Annotated in this window: 15 protein-coding genes and 1 tRNA gene; 7 read left to right on the top strand and 9 right to left on the bottom strand. The window is 58.1% G+C overall.

The window, feature by feature from the left end; translation table 11 throughout:
• Positions 1-180: 180 nt before the first annotated feature.
• From AC2FJB_RS21075 to AC2FJB_RS21065, 3 genes are all read right to left on the bottom strand, one after another.
• On the bottom strand, positions 181-702 hold the full coding sequence (locus AC2FJB_RS21075; RefSeq protein WP_496720647.1) for a GNAT family N-acetyltransferase: 522 nt from the start codon (positions 700-702) through the stop codon (positions 181-183).
• Positions 699-1,253, bottom strand: coding sequence for a helix-turn-helix domain-containing protein (locus AC2FJB_RS21070; protein ID WP_496720645.1), 555 nt, complete (start codon positions 1,251-1,253; stop codon positions 699-701). Before AC2FJB_RS21070 ends, AC2FJB_RS21075 begins: the two co-directional genes overlap by 4 nt.
• 118 nt (positions 1,254-1,371) lie before the next feature.
• The gene (locus tag AC2FJB_RS21065) at positions 1,372-2,388 is read right to left on the bottom strand and encodes a Fe(3+) ABC transporter substrate-binding protein (RefSeq protein WP_496720644.1); all 1,017 of its coding nucleotides are present in this window, start codon (positions 2,386-2,388) and stop codon (positions 1,372-1,374) included.
• 242 nt (positions 2,389-2,630) lie between these two features.
• Between AC2FJB_RS21065 and AC2FJB_RS21060 the strand changes: the two genes are divergently transcribed.
• Complete coding sequence (locus AC2FJB_RS21060; protein ID WP_496720642.1) at positions 2,631-3,083, top strand: hypothetical protein; 453 nt, start codon at positions 2,631-2,633, stop codon at positions 3,081-3,083.
• 18 nt (positions 3,084-3,101) lie between these two features.
• Here the strand turns inward: AC2FJB_RS21060 and ykgO are convergent, their stop codons facing one another.
• Together ykgO and AC2FJB_RS21050 are read right to left on the bottom strand one after the other, a co-directional pair.
• Positions 3,102-3,227 (bottom strand): type B 50S ribosomal protein L36, encoded by a 126-nt coding sequence (gene ykgO / locus AC2FJB_RS21055; protein WP_008755722.1) that lies wholly within the window; start codon positions 3,225-3,227, stop codon positions 3,102-3,104.
• 90 nt (positions 3,228-3,317) lie between these two features.
• A tRNA-Val gene (locus AC2FJB_RS21050) sits at positions 3,318-3,392 on the bottom strand.
• Positions 3,393-3,540: 148 nt separating this feature from the next.
• Between AC2FJB_RS21050 and AC2FJB_RS21045 the strand changes: the two genes are divergently transcribed.
• Positions 3,541-4,401, top strand: coding sequence for an N-formylglutamate amidohydrolase (locus AC2FJB_RS21045; protein ID WP_496720641.1), 861 nt, complete (start codon positions 3,541-3,543; stop codon positions 4,399-4,401).
• Between the two features lie 2 nt (positions 4,402-4,403).
• Here the strand turns inward: AC2FJB_RS21045 and AC2FJB_RS21040 are convergent, their stop codons facing one another.
• Both AC2FJB_RS21040 and pyrF read right to left on the bottom strand, forming a co-directional pair.
• Positions 4,404-5,657: a DNA polymerase IV gene (locus AC2FJB_RS21040; protein WP_496720639.1), complete on the bottom strand. Its 1,254-nt coding sequence runs from the start codon at positions 5,655-5,657 to the stop codon at positions 4,404-4,406.
• 341 nt (positions 5,658-5,998) lie between these two features.
• Positions 5,999-6,709 carry an orotidine-5'-phosphate decarboxylase gene (gene pyrF / locus AC2FJB_RS21035; RefSeq protein WP_117870706.1) on the bottom strand — a complete coding sequence of 237 codons (711 nt, stop codon included), beginning with the start codon at positions 6,707-6,709 and terminating at the stop codon, positions 5,999-6,001.
• Positions 6,710-6,831: 122 nt separating this feature from the next.
• Here pyrF and AC2FJB_RS21030 point away from each other — a divergent pair, with 122 nt between their 5' ends.
• The 3 genes from AC2FJB_RS21030 to clpB all read left to right on the top strand — a co-directional run bounded on the left by AC2FJB_RS21030 (position 6,832) and on the right by clpB (position 11,053).
• Complete coding sequence (locus AC2FJB_RS21030) at positions 6,832-7,896, top strand: tetratricopeptide repeat protein (RefSeq protein ID WP_496720637.1); 1,065 nt, start codon at positions 6,832-6,834, stop codon at positions 7,894-7,896.
• A 93-nt stretch (positions 7,897-7,989) separates the two neighbouring features.
• Positions 7,990-8,307, top strand: coding sequence for a hypothetical protein (locus AC2FJB_RS21025; protein ID WP_117870702.1), 318 nt, complete (start codon positions 7,990-7,992; stop codon positions 8,305-8,307).
• Between the two features lie 127 nt (positions 8,308-8,434).
• Positions 8,435-11,053: an ATP-dependent chaperone ClpB gene (gene clpB, locus AC2FJB_RS21020; protein ID WP_496720635.1), complete on the top strand. Its 2,619-nt coding sequence runs from the start codon at positions 8,435-8,437 to the stop codon at positions 11,051-11,053.
• A gap of 47 nt (positions 11,054-11,100) precedes the next feature.
• Here the strand turns inward: clpB and AC2FJB_RS21015 are convergent, their stop codons facing one another.
• Together AC2FJB_RS21015 and AC2FJB_RS21010 are read right to left on the bottom strand one after the other, a co-directional pair.
• Positions 11,101-11,637: a hypothetical protein gene (locus AC2FJB_RS21015; protein ID WP_496720633.1), complete on the bottom strand. Its 537-nt coding sequence runs from the start codon at positions 11,635-11,637 to the stop codon at positions 11,101-11,103.
• A 120-nt stretch (positions 11,638-11,757) separates the two neighbouring features.
• Entirely contained in the window at positions 11,758-12,573 is an 816-nt protein-coding gene (locus AC2FJB_RS21010; protein WP_496720631.1) for a cyclase family protein, read from the bottom strand.
• A 330-nt stretch (positions 12,574-12,903) separates the two neighbouring features.
• Between AC2FJB_RS21010 and msrP the strand changes: the two genes are divergently transcribed.
• Both msrP and msrQ read left to right on the top strand, forming a co-directional pair.
• On the top strand, positions 12,904-13,806 hold the full coding sequence (gene msrP, locus AC2FJB_RS21005) for a protein-methionine-sulfoxide reductase catalytic subunit MsrP (RefSeq protein ID WP_299641373.1): 903 nt from the start codon (positions 12,904-12,906) through the stop codon (positions 13,804-13,806).
• Positions 13,807-13,810: 4 nt separating this feature from the next.
• Positions 13,811-14,425 (top strand): protein-methionine-sulfoxide reductase heme-binding subunit MsrQ, encoded by a 615-nt coding sequence (gene msrQ, locus AC2FJB_RS21000; RefSeq protein ID WP_496720629.1) that lies wholly within the window; start codon positions 13,811-13,813, stop codon positions 14,423-14,425.
• Positions 14,426-14,703: the final 278 nt, after the last annotated feature.

Genomic DNA, 14,703 nt, shown 5'->3' with positions numbered 1-14,703 from the left:
CCACCCCTTCAGGTGGCCGGGTGATTGAATCTCGGTGCGTTCAGGCTTGGTTGCAGCGTGTGCCGCGATGACTCTAATCCAAAAGCGCGGCATGAGAATGCCCCCGGACCATTCGCACGACTTCGCGTGGACCACTCGGAAAAAATCCATGACCCACGGTCAAACGGTCGCTGTTCGGCGTCAGGCTGACAGCTCTTTATACATGTAAGTTGTGGGTTCCAATTTGGTTTCGAACGGGTTCCGGCAGTAGTTCGGAATTTCCCCTGCGATCTGAAACCCAAGGTCCAGATAGAGCATTCGAGAAGGATCGGTACTGCGCGTATCAAGAACCAGCATCGTACGCTCCAACTCTTTTGTTCGTTGTAAGAGGGCTTCCATCAGGGCGCGGCCCAAACCACGCCGTCTGGCGTTCGGGTGTACCAGAAGCTTTGCGACATCAGCGCGGTGTGGCTGATTTGGCATGATCGCGGGGATCAGTTGCACCGTGCCCTGAATGCTCCGGTTGTCATGGGTGACAAACACCTCCAATGCACCGGATTTCAGTCCAGGCTGAACGTTTTGCAACCAGTACCTCCGTGCATCGTCCAAGGTAAACGGAAGGACAAAGCCGATGCTGGCCCCGTCATGTACACAGGCGTGGAGGATTTCCGCCAGATCATCAACTGCCGCGCTGAAATCGAGATCGGTCAGACGTGAGATCATGTCAGCACCAAGAGATAACGCGCACCGCGAGATGCGCCGGTTTCGAACCGGGTTGGGCCTGACAGGTGATAGCGCAGGCAATCTCCGGCGCCAAGCGTATGGGGCGTTCCGTCAACAGTCAGTGTCAGCGCGCCATCGATCAGGATCAGATGGTGTTCCTGTCCTGATTTTGGTGGCGTCTCGTAAGTGATGACCGTGTCACGCGGCAGGTGGCATTCCACGACCTCGGCGTTCAGACCGTTTGCTGGGGGTGAAACTGAACGGCGGGTAAAGCCCGTCGCGGGATCGCGCCATTCGGTCTGGCGTTCAAATGGCACTTTGGGGTCAAAGCTGTCTTCGACCATCATCAAAAGCCGTGACATTGGCAGGTCAAAAGCGGCGCAGAGTCGGCCAAGATTCTCTGCGGTGGGGCTGACGTCTCCTTTCTCCATGCGGGACAGTGTGGCCCGACTGATTCCGCTGTGAGCGGCCAGTTGATCCAGCGACCATCCGCGCCCGTGGCGGAGTTCGTTCAGACGTGCGGCGAGGCGGTTCGAAAGGTTATCAAGCATGGCTCAAAAGTGAGAGGAAGTTTCATTTGCGAGAAAAATATCAAAAAAATATGAATTTGTAAACGAGAAAGGACGCGGAAACTCCGCGCCCTTGGTAAATCGCTGACGATGTTGCGGATTATTTCCAGCCAACTTCGTTGAAGATTTTCTGTGCTTCCGGGATGTTCTTGGCGACGTCTGACAGGTTCACGTCGTCAGCTTTGAAGTCACCCAGTGCTTTTACCGAATCTGCCAGCTCAACGCTCTGTACTGCCGGGAATTCGTCATTTCCTGCCGAAAAGTACTCCTGCGCCTGATCGCTTGCCAGATACTCAAGGAACAGGATTGCGTTTTCCTTATTCGGTGCGTGCGCCGCGACGCCACCGCCCGACAGGTTCATATGCGCACCATAGCTGTCCTGATTGGGGAAGACCCAACCGATCATGTCGAGGTCAGAGGAAAGACCTTTGACGTCTTTGCGGATGGCCCGTGCATAGTAGTAAGTGTTCGACACAGCGATATCGCATTCACCCGAAACGATGCCACGCAGCTGGTCGGTGTCACCCCCTTGCGGGTCTCGCGCCATGTTGGCGACAACGCCTTCCGCCCAGGACTTTGCAGCTTCTGCGCCTTCATGTGTGATGATCGAGGCGAGCAGGGTCTGGTTGTAGGTGTTGGTCGAGGACCGGATGCAGATCAGGTCCTTGTACTCCGGCTTGGCCAGGTCTGCGTAAGTGGCTGGCGGGTTGGTGACGTTTTCTTTGTTGTAAAAGATGATCCGACCGCGCTGTGAGAAGCCGAACCACTGGTTGTCTTCGTCCTGAAGGTTGGCGGGGATGCGCTCTTCCATGGTTTCGCTGTCGATAGCTTGCAGAATGCCCGCATCTTTGGCGCGCGCCAGACGAGAAGTGTCGACGGTCAGCATAACGTCGGCAGGAGAGTTCGCGCCTTCTGCTTCCATGCGCGCGATCAACTCGTCTGCCTTGCCTTCGATCCGGTTGATCTTGATACCAGTCGCATCTTCGAAGTCCGTGTACAGACGTTCGTCGGTGTCATAGTGGCGCGACGAATAAAGGTTCAGCTCGCCTTCAGCCGCGGCGGACGTTGCGATCAATGCCGACAGAGCGGCGGCCAGGCAGGTTGTGGATTTCAGCATAGTTTGCCCCAACAATTGAATTTCGCGTCGGTCGATAACCCGACTGATTTGCTCAATTATACGATTCTCGGCGGGATGCAAGAAAAACTGACAAATTTACTTGGTCATATAATGTCGCAGCGCTTACTGGAGCTTTTTCATTTGTTAACCATGTCGGGATCAGTTGGTAGGGCCGCCGTCGGATACCGGCGAGTGCTCAGGTGTCAGGTGGGCTCGGTGCAAATGGCGGGAGGGCTGTCGAAATGGTCGAGGTGTTGCTGGATGCCGTGGCGCTGCTGTTGCTTCTCGGGCTGGTCGCGGGACCGGTCTGGCTTTGCGTCAGGCGGCCCGATTTTCCGTCCGGGTTCACCTGGAGCTTCGTGGTCGTCGTCGGTCTGACCATCCTGTTTTCGTGTTGGCGCGACTACGCGCTTGGTCTGGAGTTGTTTGCAATGGGGGTCGATCTTGACGGTTTTACGACCGATGAGCGGATGCGCGGTGTCGCGCCACATTTGCGAGACCAGGCGGAGCGCGTGGTCTTTTCCCCCGAACGGTTGGGTGTCGGCTGGCCGATAAAGACAGGATTCGCCCTGTTCGATTCAGTTCCCGCCGCGATGGCGGTCTGTTCCATTCCATGGATGGTGCGGATGGTTCTCAGACGGCGCCGCGGGGTCGAGATAACACAAAAAACCGCGCCCGAAGGCGCGGCTCTTTAAAGCGGTGTTTCGCCGTTCTCAGCCCTGACGAGCTTTGAACTTGCGCTGCGTCTTGTTGATAACGTAGACGCGGCCTTTGCGACGCACAATACGGCAGTCACGGTGCCGGTTCTTGAGCGAGCGGAGCGAGTTCTTGACCTTCATGGTCTGTCTCCAATCTGCGGCGCCTTCATCAAGGACGTGGCCAGCGCCTGGGTTACTCGGGTGTCCCGGATATCCGGGACAGTGAAATCATGGTGGGCGGTACAAGGATCGAACTTGTGACCCCTTCGATGTCAACGAAGTGCTCTACCGCTGAGCTAACCGCCCACTTTCCCTTTGCGTGCCCTGCCCCATAACGAAATGGGGCGCGGAACCCCGCGCCGGTAGCGGGGTCTATAAAAGGAGTCGCAAAGGGGTTCAAGGGGTTTGGAAGAACTATTTTCCGGTCTATGTTGATTGCGAAGAGGGAGGGATCATGCAGAACGCAGCCTTTGTATTGGATATGCCGGAAAACCGCAGTTCATGTGTGGTTTTTTCATCCCCACATAGCGGGCGGGACTATCCCGAAGCGTTTCTGAAGCGGTCCGTTCTGAACCAAAGCGTGATTCGGTCCTCGGAAGACGCATTTGTCGATCAATTGTTTGCGGCAGCAGCCGAGAGTGGCGCGCCTTTGATCAAAGCAACCATGCCGCGAGCTTATCTGGACCTGAATCGCAGTCTGGACGAATTGGACCCGGCGTTGATCAGCGGCGCCCGCAGGCACGGGCATAACCCAAGGGTCGCATCGGGGTTAGGCGTGATTCCCCGCGTCGTGGCCAATGGACGAGCAATTTACAGCGGCAAGCTGACCATGGACGAAGCACGGCTGCGCTTAGATACCTATTGGCGTCCTTATCATGCACGATTGAAGTCCTTGTTGGCCGAATCGCATGAGAAGTTCGGGCAGGCCATTCTGGTGGATTGCCACTCGATGCCGCATGAGGCGGTGTCCATGGCTGGTACGACCCGAAACAAACGGCCCGAAATCGTGCTGGGTGATCGGTTCGGTGCTTCGGCCTCGTCCGAGATTGTGGACTTCATCGAATCGGCGTTTTCTGCGGCAGGACTGAATGTGGCGCGCAATGCCCCGTTTGCCGGGGCCTATGTAACGCAGACATATGGCCGCCCCACCCGCCAGCAACACGCGATTCAGATCGAAATTGACCGCGCCCTGTATATGAACGAAGAGAAGATTGCGCCGAACGCCAATTTCATGACGTTTTCGAAACTCCTCCGGCAAGTGGTTCGCGAGATATGCAGCATCGGTTCCAAGCCGGTCCGTCTGGCTGCGGAATGAGCCTAGCGCAAAGCGCGGCCCTTCACGATTGCGTCTGCGCCGAATCTCTGACGGATTTCGTCGGTGGCTCGCTCGGCCCGCGATCTGCGGACGGCGCCGGGATCAAGCAGGTCGCCGGAAATGTCGGCCAGATCCGCAGGGCACAGGTCAGACAGACCACACCCCAACAGGCGGTACGGCCCCTGATCCCCCACCTGATCGAAAAGCCCCCTTGCCGTGCGATAAATCCGGTCTGCGATCTGCGTTGCGTCCCGCAATGACACGCGCCGTGTCAGAACCTTGTGATCGGCTTTCTTCAGCTTCAGCGTAACGACCCGGCCAGCTAGATCCTTGGCCTTGGCCCGGTCCGAGACCTTCAGGGCCATGCGCCACAAATGCCCGTCCAGAACGTCAATATTGGCGGTGTCCTCGAAAAATGTGGTCTCATTGCTGATCGATTTCATCGGCTCATGAGTTGAAACGCGTCGTTTGTCTTGACCCCGTGCCAAATGCCAAAGGCGATACCCCATCGAGCCGAAACGCGCAGTCAAAGCCTCCTGATCCCAACGCAGCAGGTCGTTGAAGGTTCGAATCCCTGCACGGTCCAGTGATTCCTGCGCGGCGGGGCCAATGCCCCAGATCAACCGTACGGGTTTGTCATTCAGAAACTCTGCCGTCTCGGCCTTGCCAATCACCGAAAACCCGCGGGGCTTATCGAGGTCCGAGGCAACCTTGGCCAGGAACTTGTTGTGACTCAGCCCGATAGATCCGGTCACACCCAGTTCATCTTTCATGCGTTTGACGAGGCGCGCCAACATGGCGGCAGGAGGTGCCCCGTGCAGGCGTTGGGTGCCGGACAAGTCCATGAAGGCTTCGTCCAGGGACAGAGGTTCGACCACTGGCGTCAGTTCATCCATCATGGCTCGGATGTCGCGTGACACCTGGGCATACACAGACATGCGTGGTTTGATCACGACGGCATCAGGGCACAGTTGCAGCGCTTTGAACATGGGCATGGCGGATCGTACACCCCGAATTCGGGCCACGTAGCATGCCGTGGAAACAACGCCGCGTTTGCCGCCGCCGATGATGACAGGTTTGTCTGCCAGTTCCGGATTGTCCCGCTTTTCCACCGAAGCATAAAAGGCATCGCAATCCATATGAGCGATGGTCAAGTCAAGGAGTTCGGGGTGCGACTTTACCCTGGGGCTACCGCAGCCCGTGCAGCGCCGTTCGTTTGTCAAAAGGGTCAGGCAATCTCGGCAAAGACCGGGCATCTGCGTCCTCGTGTGTTCCGCAGTTGGCTTGGGAGTTCTTTATATCATGCAGTGATATCGATCAAAGATCATTCAGATAAAAGAAAACCCCCCGCAGCATCGCGGGGGGAAGTAACGAACCTCAGGAAGAAAAGGTTCGTTGGGGAGTTAATCCCCTTAAGAATCGCCAAGATTTCCCTACGGAGATAGAGTGAAGGCTGCTTTGGAAAAACTCACTTTCTGAATGTGTGTTTTCTGGCACAGGGACGATTTGGCGCGGATTCGTCAAAAATTGACGTAAGGTCAACCTGTTGCGGCGGTTTTTTCAGTACGAATACCGGCTGAAACGATGATTCCGGTCATCACGTTTTCAGAGAACTTAGCTCGGTCAAAACGGCTGCGGCTGCGGATTTCGGGTCTTCCGCCTGATAAATGGGACGGCCAACAACGATATGATCCGCTCCGTCCTGGATGGCGCTGGCTGGTGTGGCCACACGTTTTTGATCTCCAAGTGCCGCGCCAGCCGGACGCACGCCGGGGGTTACGATCAGTCGGCCCCTTGCCTGGGGCAAGGCGCGGATCAGGGCGGCCTCCTGCGGGCTTGCGATCACGCCATCGGCCCCGGCCTCAAAGGCGCGGGCGGCGCGTTCCACCACCATGTCCTGCATGGCTCCGGTCTTCATCAAGCCCGCATCCAGATCGTCGCGGTTCAGCGAGGTCAGGATGGTCACCGCCAGGATCTTCAGATCCTTGCCCGCCGCCCCTTCCTTGGCGGCGCGCACCACATGCGGGTCACCATGTACGGTCAGGAAATCCAGATCGAACTGCGCCAGCCCCCGCACTGCGTTTTCCACCGTGTTGCCGATGTCGAACAGCTTCATGTCCAGAAAGATTCGCTTGCCGTGTTCCTGCTTCAACTCATTGGCCAAGGCCAGCCCGCCGCCGGTCAGCATGCCCAGGCCGATCTTGTAGAACGAAACGACGTCGCCCAGCGTCTCGGCCAGCTTCAGCCCCTCCAATGCGTTGGGGACATCGAGGGCTACGATCAGGCGGTCATCGGCGGTTTGGGGCATTGTTTCGACCTTTCAGGCTTGGCGGGATGGGCGCTTCTCTAGAGCGTGTGGCGCATTGAGACAAGAAAAGACGCAGGAAAATACGGGATGATACGGTTGGGTGTGGTGGCCTCAGCGGCATTTTGGCCGGGGAGGGCGCGGTCTGGGCCGGTGAGACGGATTGCGGCGAGGCCCGACTGGTCTGGGCAGACGTCAAGGACAGCGCGTCAGCGACGGCCATCGAGAATTTTGCACAGATCTACGCCGACTGCCCGATCTATGCCCAACTGGCGCGCAATCTGCTGGCGGGGCTGATGGGTGACGCTCCCGCGCCGGCAAAGGATGACGCCCCCAAGGGACCGCAACGGCGCCTGCGGGTCTCCGACCTTCGCCCTCGGCCGGAAACCGCCTCCGACGATCCACCGCAGGACCCCGACTATTCGGACGGAGAGTACGACTGCCTGATGGCTGCCGCCGCTCCGGGCCAGTCGCCCTATTTCGACGGGGTAAAATGGGCCGACATGGACGCCGAGAACGCGATGGCGATCTGCGCTGATTTCCTGCTGAAAGACCAGGATGTCGACGCCGAGGTCGTGGCGGCCGCCGAATCCGGCCTGTCGATGGGGATGCATAACGTTGCGTATGGCTACGAGAACGAGGACGGTGTGGCGCGCGACATCGACAAGGCGCTGTACTATTTTCAAAAGGCCGCTTTCCTCGGGAATGAGCCGTCTCTGCTGCGCCTCGGCACATTCTATCGCGACGGAACGCATGTCACGCGCGACATGCAGCGTGCGGTCATGCAGCGTGCGGTCGACTATCCGAAGATGGCGGCCCGTAACGGCAGCGCCGATGCTGCGGCGCATCTGGACTTCATCTACGAGACCGGCGAGAACGGATACGTAAAAGGCATCGAACAGGCGCTGGACTATTATTTCCAGGCCGCCGAGCAGGACGATGTCGTCGCACTGCACAACCTTGGTTCTCTGACCTATCACGGGCGGGAGGGTGTGCCTCAGGACACCCAAGCAGCCTCTGTTTTCTGGGGCAGGGCTGCGAAAATCGGCGATATGAAGTCGCAGCGCAAGTTCGGCCGGTTGCTGTACGAATCCGGCGATGTCGCGGGGGCGTTGAAGTTTTATCGCCTCGCGGCCGGGCAGGGGGACGACGTGGCGCAACAACTGATCCGGCAGATCGAAGGCGATTGAGACCTGAGTCCGGGGGACGTGGTTTCCCCGCACTGTCTCAACTGTGCTAAGGTGCGGCCGTTCAGAAACGGAATTGCACCAAAGGGACAGACCATGAAGCACCTCATTCCGCTGGCTGCGGCAGCGGCCATAGCGGCCTGCACCGACACGCCGCCGAGCGCACCCGAAACCGGTGCCGCCCCGGCCCCCACCAATGACGACCTTTACCTCGTCCGCGGTTATCGGTCCGAGGATGACTGGTGCCAGTTGACCGGCGAAACCGCCTTTACAGGCAATTTCCTTGACCACACCGCTGATCTTGTATCCTGCCCCACAGGCAGCGCCGCCGCGCAGTCTCTGGTCGAGATGCACGATGCCCAGCAGGTGGCCGAAACCGGAGGCTACACAGTCTATACAATTTCGCGCGGCTGACGGCTTTTTTTCACTCTCCAGCCTCTTGAAGCGGTGGGGATATTTCCCAGATTGAGGACAAGGCCCGGACCACTGCGTGCTGCCTAGCGGGCGCAAATCCACCGGGCGCTTGGAAAAGGAGAATACCATGGACTTGAACAAGTTCACCGAACGGGCACGGGGGTTCGTGCAGGCGGCGCAGACCATTGCGCTGCGCGAGGGGCACCAGAGGCTGGAGCCCACACATATACTCAAGGCATTGATGGATGACGATCAGGGGCTGGCGAGCAATCTGATCACGCGCGCGGGCGGCGCGCCGGACCGCGTGGTTGAGGCGCTCGACGCTGCAATGGGCAAGATCCCGAAAGTCAGCGGCGATGCGGGCCAGATTTACATGGACGGCCAGACTGCCAAGGTTCTGGACGAGGCCGAGAAGATCGCCACCAAAGCGGGCGACAGCTTTGTGCCTGTCGAACGCGTGTTGATGGCGCTGTGCATGGTCAAATCCAAAGCCAAAGAGGCGCTGGAAGCCGGTGCCGTATCTGCGCAAAAACTCAATGAAGCCATCAACGACATCCGCAAAGGTCGCACTGCTGACACCGCATCGGCGGAAGAGGGCTATGATGCACTCAAGAAATATGCCCGCGACCTGACCGAGGCCGCGCGCGAGGGCAAGATCGACCCGATCATCGGGCGGGATGAGGAAATCCGCCGCGCGATGCAGGTCCTGTCGCGCCGCACCAAAAACAACCCGGTTCTGATCGGTGAACCCGGCGTCGGTAAAACCGCGATTGCCGAGGGCATGGCCCTGCGCATCGTCAACGGAGACGTGCCGGAATCGCTTAAGGACAAGAAACTGCTTGCGCTCGACATGGGCGCGCTGATCGCAGGTGCGAAGTACCGTGGGGAATTCGAAGAACGCCTCAAGGCCGTTCTGACCGAGGTCACCGAGGCGGCAGGTGAGATCATTTTGTTCATCGACGAAATGCACACGCTGGTTGGTGCGGGTAAATCCGACGGTGCGATGGATGCCGCCAACCTGATCAAGCCTGCGCTTGCTCGGGGTGAGCTGCATTGTATCGGCGCGACCACGTTGGACGAGTACCGTAAATACGTCGAAAAAGATGCGGCCCTCGCGCGGCGGTTCCAGCCCGTGATAGTGCAGGAGCCGACGGTCGAGGATACGATCAGCATCCTGCGCGGTATCAAGGAAAAGTACGAGCTGCACCACGGAGTCCGTATTTCGGATTCGGCGTTGGTATCGGCCGCGACCCTGTCGCATCGGTACATCACCGACCGCTTCCTGCCGGACAAGGCTATCGACCTCGTCGACGAGGCCGCCGCGCGTCTGCGTATGGAAGTGGACAGCAAGCCTGAAGAACTGGACCAGTTGGATCGCCAGATCCTGCAGTTGCAGATCGAGGAAGAAGCGTTAAAACTTGAAGATGACGCGGCCTCCAAGGATCGGCTTGAAACGTTGCAAAAGGAATTGGCCGACCTCAAGGAGAAATCCGCCGAGATGACCGCTCAGTGGCAGGCCGAACGCGACAAGCTGGCGGGCGCGCGGGAGTTGAAGGAACAGCTCGACAAGGCGCGGGCTGATCTGGAAATCGCCAAGCGCGAAGGCAACCTCGCCAAGGCCGGTGAGCTGTCTTATGGCATCATCCCCGAGCTTGAGAAAAAGCTGTCCGAGGCCGAGAATGCCGAAAGCAACGCCATGATGGCCGAGGAAACGGTGCGTCCGGAACAGATCGCCAGCGTTGTCGAACGCTGGACGGGCATCCCGACCGCAAAAATGCTCGAAGGCGAACGCGACAAGCTGCTGCGCATGGAAGAAGCGCTGCACGCCCGCGTGGTCGGCCAGGACGAGGCCGTTACAGCTGTGGCCAACGCCGTGCGCCGGGCCCGCGCCGGTCTGAATGATGAAGGGCGGCCGCTGGGTTCGTTCCTGTTCCTTGGGCCAACCGGTGTCGGTAAGACCGAGCTGACCAAAGCCGTCGCCGAATATCTGTTCGACGATGAAAACGCGATGGTGCGGATCGACATGTCGGAATTCATGGAGAAACACGCGGTTGCCCGTCTGATCGGTGCCCCTCCGGGTTATGTCGGCTATGACGAAGGCGGTGTGCTGACCGAAGCCGTGCGGCGCAGGCCCTATCAGGTTGTCCTGTTCGACGAGGTCGAAAAGGCTCATCCGGACGTGTTCAACGTGCTGTTGCAGGTGCTTGATGACGGTGTCCTGACCGACGGTCAGGGTCGTACGGTTGATTTCAAGCAGACGCTGATCATTCTGACCTCGAACCTTGGTAGCCAGGCACTCAGCCAATTGCCTGAGGGTGCCGATAGTGCGCAGGCCAAGCATGACGTGATGGATGCCGTAAGAGCCCATTTCCGGCCCGAATTCCTGAACCGTCTGGACGAAACCATCATCTTCGACCGGCTGAAACGGTCGGATATGGCTGCGATTGTTGACATCCAGCTGGGTCGTCTTCTCAAACGCCTGGCCGCGCGCAAGATCGACTTGGTACTGGACGATGCCGCCAAGGAGTGGTTGGCAAACGAAGGCTATGACCCGGTCTTCGGTGCCCGCCCGCTGAAACGCGTCATCCAGCGCGCCTTGCAGAACCCGTTGGCAGAAGCTCTGCTGGCCGGTGAGATCAAGGACGGCGAGACTGTTCCTGTGACCGTTGGGACCGATGGTCTGATCATCGGTGACCGGTTGGGAACTTCAAAACGACCCCGCCCGGATGATGCTGTGGTGCATTGATCTGACACCGGAAACTGGAAAGGCCCGCCTTAAAGGCGGGCCTTTTTTCATGTCGGCTTTCCATAGCCTTTGTTCAGATACTCGTTGAGCGCTTTCATCCAGACCTGCGCTTCCTCCAATGGAAACTGGGCGGTAAACCTAAGCTTCATAATACAATTGTCCACGACGCCAACCGCCAGAAACTCGGACAGGCCATCTGATGCTTTGGCCTCGGCCCGAAATGGCAACACCTGCGACGGATCACGCAACTGATAGGCGTTGATTTCGCCGAGTTCAGCGCCGCGCCGCGCAGCTATTGCAGCGATATCGCGTGCGGCTTGTTTAAAGCTTTCAAGGGCCATTTCGGATGAGACGACCCTTTGTTGGTGGTCATAGAAGAAAACTGTGATCTTGGAGGATGGGTCTGCAAATGTGGCGGAATTGCCAAGGCCCGGGTGGCTGTCTTCATAAACTTCAGACCCGATCTGGTTCAGATCGCTCAGGACCTGCGACGCGCGCTCAAACAGCTTTTTGCAGGATTGCACATCAGCCAATGCCGATCCGCACAGTAAAGACAGAGAAATAACCAGTGGTCTGAGCAACATGGAGGCAGGGTGTCCCGAACAGTTCAAGAATGCACAAAGTCTTGGTTTGCAACTGTGGTGGAAATTTGGCCCTGCCGGAAAGATGGCCGGGCGGGCGTTGGTCAGCCGCCCGGGAATTTGTCAGATCAACGCAAAGATCCGGGCCGGCCCGCCGGTGCCGCCTTGGTGCTTGGGCGCGCCGATCACAAGCGTTGCACCAGACGCAGGCACGCGATCCAACCCAGCCAGGCATTCGATCCCGAACCGGCCTGACGGCAACCACGCGTAATGCGTCGCGAAATCTGCGGACATGCCGTGATCCAGGGACAGGGTATCAACGGCAATTGATCGTGCTCCGGTCTCCTCCATCAGCATCTGCGCTGCTTCAACGTGGAAGCCCGGGTAATGCTGCGCTTCGCCGTCGAAATTGCGGAACTCATCCGTGGCGGTTTTGCCTGCCCATCCGGAATGCATCGCCACGCAGGCACCATCAGGGATATCACCATTGGCCGCAATCCAGGCTTTCAGATCATCCGGGGTGACGCGCGTGTCAGCATCCTCGGCAGCACGGGCAGCGATGTCCACGATGCACAAGGAGGCGACCAGATCCGTGACAGGGATTTCGTCAACTGATGTCCCATCCGCCGAGAAGTGAAGCGGTGCATCGATATGCGTACCCGTATGTTCGTTGATTGACAGGTTGAACAGATTGAAGCCGTGATCAGTAAAGTTGAAAGCTTGCTCGGCCGAGATGCCGGGCTCGCCGCCCCATGTCGGGAAATCCGGGCTTAGCGTGTGGGTCATATCCTCGACACCGCCATGCCCAGCCGCCAATGCTGCCGGCGCGACGGCCCCGGTTGCGGCTGCTGCAACACCCGAAGCGGCAGCAGCTTTGAAGAATCCGCGACGAGACAGCATCTTGTCTTTGACGGCATTCATTACACAAATATCACACATTTTCTTCCTCCCATTGCGGCCAAAAGGCTGCAACCGCAGCCTTGCCTCGCGTTCGGCTTGGCGTGGCGCCCGTATGACAGAGTGCAGCTTTGCGTCAGCAGTTGTAAAGTTTTGTGCCCGTGTTTTGATTGTAATCCAAGAAAAACCCGGTTTTCTGCCGGGCGCTAAAGGTTTTCGCGTCTATGGTTTTCGTTGCTGACACCGTTCCCCGAAGGTCCTGCCACACCGGAACGTTACAATCACTTCGCTCAATCGTTACGCCTGTTTCTGTGGCTCTGTGCTATCAGCACACTACGTCAACACTGACTGTTGCACATGACGGAGACCCATATGGCGCATCGCTGGACCAACACTTTGACACATGCCGACGTCACCCCCCGGGCGGCGTTTCTCAACCGGAGGCAGGTTATGGCCGGGCTGGCAGGTGTCGGCCTGACTGCGATGGCCAAACCGGCGGCAGCACAGGATGGGTTGGAGCCCAACACCTGGGAAGAGATCACCACGTACAACAACTACTATGAGTTCGGGACCGGAAAAGATGACCCGGCAAAATATGCTCACACGCTGGTGACCGAACCCTGGAGCGTGCAGATCGACGGTCTGGTTGACCGCCCGGGCGACTATGATTTCCACAGTATCCTGTCCGAGATGACGATCGAGGAACGGATCTATCGCTTCCGCTGTGTAGAAGCGTGGTCGATGGTCGTTCCATGGAACGGCTTCGAGCTGGCTGACCTTCTGAACCTGGCAGGTGTGCAAGAGGGCGCAAAATATGCGGCATTCGAAACGGCCTATCGCCCAGACGAGATGCCGGGAACGCGGTTTCCCATTCTTGAATGGCCGTACCGGGAGGGCTTGCGCCTGGACGAGGCGATGCACCCGCTGACAATCATGGCAACCGGAATCTACGACCGACCGCTTCCCAACCAGAACGGCGCGCCTTTGCGTTTGGTCGTTCCGTGGAAATATGGCTTCAAATCGATCAAGTCGATCGTTCGGATCACTCTGACCGAGGAGGAACCGCCCACCAGCTGGAACATGTCTAATCCGCGCGAATACGGGTTCTATAGTAATGTGAACCCGAATGTGGACCATCCACGTTGGTCTCAGGCTTCCGAACGCGAGATCGGGGGCGGGCTTTTCGCGTCACGTAAGCCGACCCTGATGTTCAACGGGTATGAAGAAGAGGTCGCCAGCCTTTACGAGGGCATGGATTTGGCCAAGAACTATTAGAATCATGCAGTCGATTAACCAGACACTCCGCCGTATTCCGGTATGGGCGATATATCTGCTGGGGGCGTTGCCTGCGCCCTGGCTGTTTTATCTTGGCCTTACCGGTGGTCTGGGGGTCGAACCGATTGAGGCGTTGGAGCATAGATATGGTGAGCTGGCCCTGCAGTTGCTGATTGCCGGTCTGGCCGTCACGCCTCTGCGCTGGCATGTCGGTTTGAACCTGATGAAGTATCGCCGAGCGATCGGAGTGCTCACTTTTGTATACGTCGCGTTGCATCTTCTTGTGTGGCTGGTTCTGGATGTGCAGCTTCCCAGCCAGATCTGGGCGGATATCCTCAAGCGCCCGTACATAACGGTCGGAATGGGGGCGTTCCTTCTCCTGCTTCCGTTGGCGTTGACATCCAATAATTGGTCGGTGCGCCGACTGGGATCACGCTGGCGCAAGCTGCACTGCCTTGTGTACGCGGCTGCGCTGTTGGGGGGCGTGCATTACGTCATGCTGGCAAAAGGATTTCAGATCGAGCCGCTTGCTTATCTGGCAACCATCATCGCCCTGCTTGCCCTGCGTCTTCCGATTCCAATCCTGTCTTTGTGGTCCAACAGGGCAGATTCCGCCTGACTCGGAGGTGAATCTGTGGGTAATCATGTACATAACGCGTTGAGCCGCGAATTCTGACCTGCATTTTCTTGGATTTCGGCGGCGAAGCGCCTGATGAAATGCTATTAAATATCTGTAACTAATTGATAAATTATCTTTATGAGAATTTCTTCTGTTTTTGTGAATTTTCCACTTGCGGCTTTGTCGGGTTATACTTAGAACCCCCTTCACCGGCGCTGCTGAGGCGGTGCTGACGGGCTGGAGAGACGGTCGGACGCATCGGAGAGACGGTGGAGACG

Source organism: Ruegeria sp. CDSC085 (assembly GCF_059610465.1).
This window is presented reverse-complemented; position numbering and strand designations above follow the sequence as displayed.

What these genes read in the sequence shown, in the direction of transcription:
- AC2FJB_RS21070 (WP_496720645.1), bottom strand. Translation starts at nt 1,253, where the DNA reads ATGCTTGATAACCTTTCGAACCGCCTCGCCGCACGTCTGAACGAACTC.
- AC2FJB_RS21040 (WP_496720639.1), bottom strand. Translation starts at nt 5,657, where the DNA reads ATGCCCGGTCTTTGCCGAGATTGCCTGACCCTTTTGACAAACGAACGG.
- pyrF (WP_117870706.1), bottom strand. Translation starts at nt 6,709, where the DNA reads ATGCCCCAAACCGCCGATGACCGCCTGATCGTAGCCCTCGATGTCCCC.
- msrP (WP_299641373.1), top strand. Translation starts at nt 12,904, where the DNA reads ATGGCGCATCGCTGGACCAACACTTTGACACATGCCGACGTCACCCCC.
- AC2FJB_RS21025 (WP_117870702.1), top strand. Translation starts at nt 7,990, where the DNA reads ATGAAGCACCTCATTCCGCTGGCTGCGGCAGCGGCCATAGCGGCCTGC.
- ykgO (WP_008755722.1), bottom strand. Translation starts at nt 3,227, where the DNA reads ATGAAGGTCAAGAACTCGCTCCGCTCGCTCAAGAACCGGCACCGTGAC.
- AC2FJB_RS21060 (WP_496720642.1), top strand. Translation starts at nt 2,631, where the DNA reads ATGGTCGAGGTGTTGCTGGATGCCGTGGCGCTGCTGTTGCTTCTCGGG.
- AC2FJB_RS21010 (WP_496720631.1), bottom strand. Translation starts at nt 12,573, where the DNA reads ATGTGTGATATTTGTGTAATGAATGCCGTCAAAGACAAGATGCTGTCT.
- clpB (WP_496720635.1), top strand. Translation starts at nt 8,435, where the DNA reads ATGGACTTGAACAAGTTCACCGAACGGGCACGGGGGTTCGTGCAGGCG.
- AC2FJB_RS21045 (WP_496720641.1), top strand. Translation starts at nt 3,541, where the DNA reads ATGCAGAACGCAGCCTTTGTATTGGATATGCCGGAAAACCGCAGTTCA.
- AC2FJB_RS21065 (WP_496720644.1), bottom strand. Translation starts at nt 2,388, where the DNA reads ATGCTGAAATCCACAACCTGCCTGGCCGCCGCTCTGTCGGCATTGATC.
- AC2FJB_RS21015 (WP_496720633.1), bottom strand. Translation starts at nt 11,637, where the DNA reads ATGTTGCTCAGACCACTGGTTATTTCTCTGTCTTTACTGTGCGGATCG.
- AC2FJB_RS21075 (WP_496720647.1), bottom strand. Translation starts at nt 702, where the DNA reads ATGATCTCACGTCTGACCGATCTCGATTTCAGCGCGGCAGTTGATGAT.
- msrQ (WP_496720629.1), top strand. Translation starts at nt 13,811, where the DNA reads ATGCAGTCGATTAACCAGACACTCCGCCGTATTCCGGTATGGGCGATA.